This window comes from Paenibacillus sp. GXUN7292 (genome assembly GCF_050864975.1).
In the GTDB taxonomy this organism is placed as follows: Bacteria; Bacillota; Bacilli; order Paenibacillales; family Paenibacillaceae; genus Pristimantibacillus.
The window spans coordinates 1-1,533 of the sequence record NZ_JBOZWO010000093.1 but is presented as its reverse complement, the minus strand read 5'-3'; the positions used below and the strand labels follow the sequence as shown (position 1 = coordinate 1,533).

The 1,533-nt window shown below is 42.7% G+C and carries 1 protein-coding gene; it reads left to right on the top strand.

All coding sequences use genetic code 11. The annotated features are described in order from the left end of the window. The first annotated feature begins 157 nt into the window (after positions 1–157). Positions 158–1,366: an IS4 family transposase gene (locus ACRRU2_RS28475; RefSeq protein WP_331702757.1), complete on the top strand. Its 1,209-nt coding sequence runs from the start codon at positions 158–160 to the stop codon at positions 1,364–1,366. Positions 1,367–1,533 lie beyond the last annotated feature (167 nt).

Genomic DNA, 1,533 nt, shown 5'->3' with positions numbered 1-1,533 from the left:
CACTAGCCTTGCATCAAACCTAACATGAAAAAAATAAGTTATAAACATTTACTATATTTTGAAAATATTGATGAAATCGACCTGGATTTCCATAAAAAAATCTCCTATTGTTGAAGGATAGGCATGTTACCCATTCCCTCACAAAAGGAGAATCCGTATGGGTAATATACCAGATCAAACCGTCATTTGTAAATGCCTAAGTCAACTTAATATTTCTGACGATAGTTTTCCTATCTTTAATTACCGTCGAAAACTAACCTTTGTGAAAGCCGTTAAGCTGCTCATTGATGCACAATTAAGCCGTCGAACGGATCTGCAGGACATCAGCTTCGCTCTACAAGCGAACGAAAAACTGCAACAGGCGATCAGTCTTGAAAGTATTAGCGGCTCACAAGTCACTCGCACACTAAGGGCCTTGCCGTTATGGGAACTGCAGAGGATATGGATAAATATTAACGAACGCTTACAGCAGCGCTATCCTCAGCAAGGTGTTCCGGGCATTGGGAAGCTACATATCCTTGATTCGACTGTACTCACGTTACCTGAATCCGCAGGCAAATGGGCCTATTGTTCGAAGCAGAGCAACGGCATAAAAATTCACACGAAGTTAGTCGTCGCCGATCTCAACACTGTCTATCCCGACCAGATTGTGTGCTCCACGCGGGGTGTTTCCGACCTCGAGGTGGCGTTGGATCTAGTTGTCGATCCGGATGCTATTCATGTAATGGACCGAGGATATATTAAGTACACTAATTATAAGCACTGGCTTGATCATAACCTGCAATTTGTAGCCCGTATCCAGACGAGAAATAAAACGGTAATCGTAGAGGAACGTGAGGTTGAAGAAGGGACACCCGTACAGCGTGATGCTGATGTCATCATTACTTTCAAAGATAATGATAACCAGGTGGTGGAAACTCGTCTGCGACTCGTGGAATATGTGGATGAGAAAGATCGTATGTATCGTGTGCTTACGAATGTATGGGATCTTGCTGCCTCACAAATCTGCGAAGTGTATCGGCACCGTTGGATGATTGAACTTTTCTTTAAATGGATGAAACAACATATGCAACTAGTCCATCTGTACAGCTATCATCCGGATGCGGTATGGAACCAGATTTTTTTAACGCTAATCGCATACGGCTTAGTTATGCTTGTGCGGAAAGAGTCCGAGACCACCGAACACTTATGGGTATTTCTGAAGCTTCTACGAAACTATATGGACAAAACATGGGAGCAGTTTCTCATAGCGCTGAACCGTGAACCGACCAAACGTTCAACAGGGAGAAAGAAGAAAAAGAAACGGGGACGCCCGCGCAAACATCCCAAGGAGTATGAGACGGTCATGCTGATTGTACCTAGCTAAAAAAGGCATATATACATTTATTGGTAACATGATCCTATGTATAATGGAGCCTCGACTTATTAGCAAATTCGCCAAAAACCAAACTGTAAAATTTTCCAAGGTATTGACCATTAACCCAAAAATGGTTTTTTAATGCGTTTGATGTAAGGTTCTATGCAAGGCCAGTG

Coding starts and splice junctions, on each gene's coding strand:
- ACRRU2_RS28475 (WP_331702757.1), top strand. CDS start 158: ATGGGTAATATACCAGATCAAACCGTCATTTGTAAATGCCTAAGTCAA.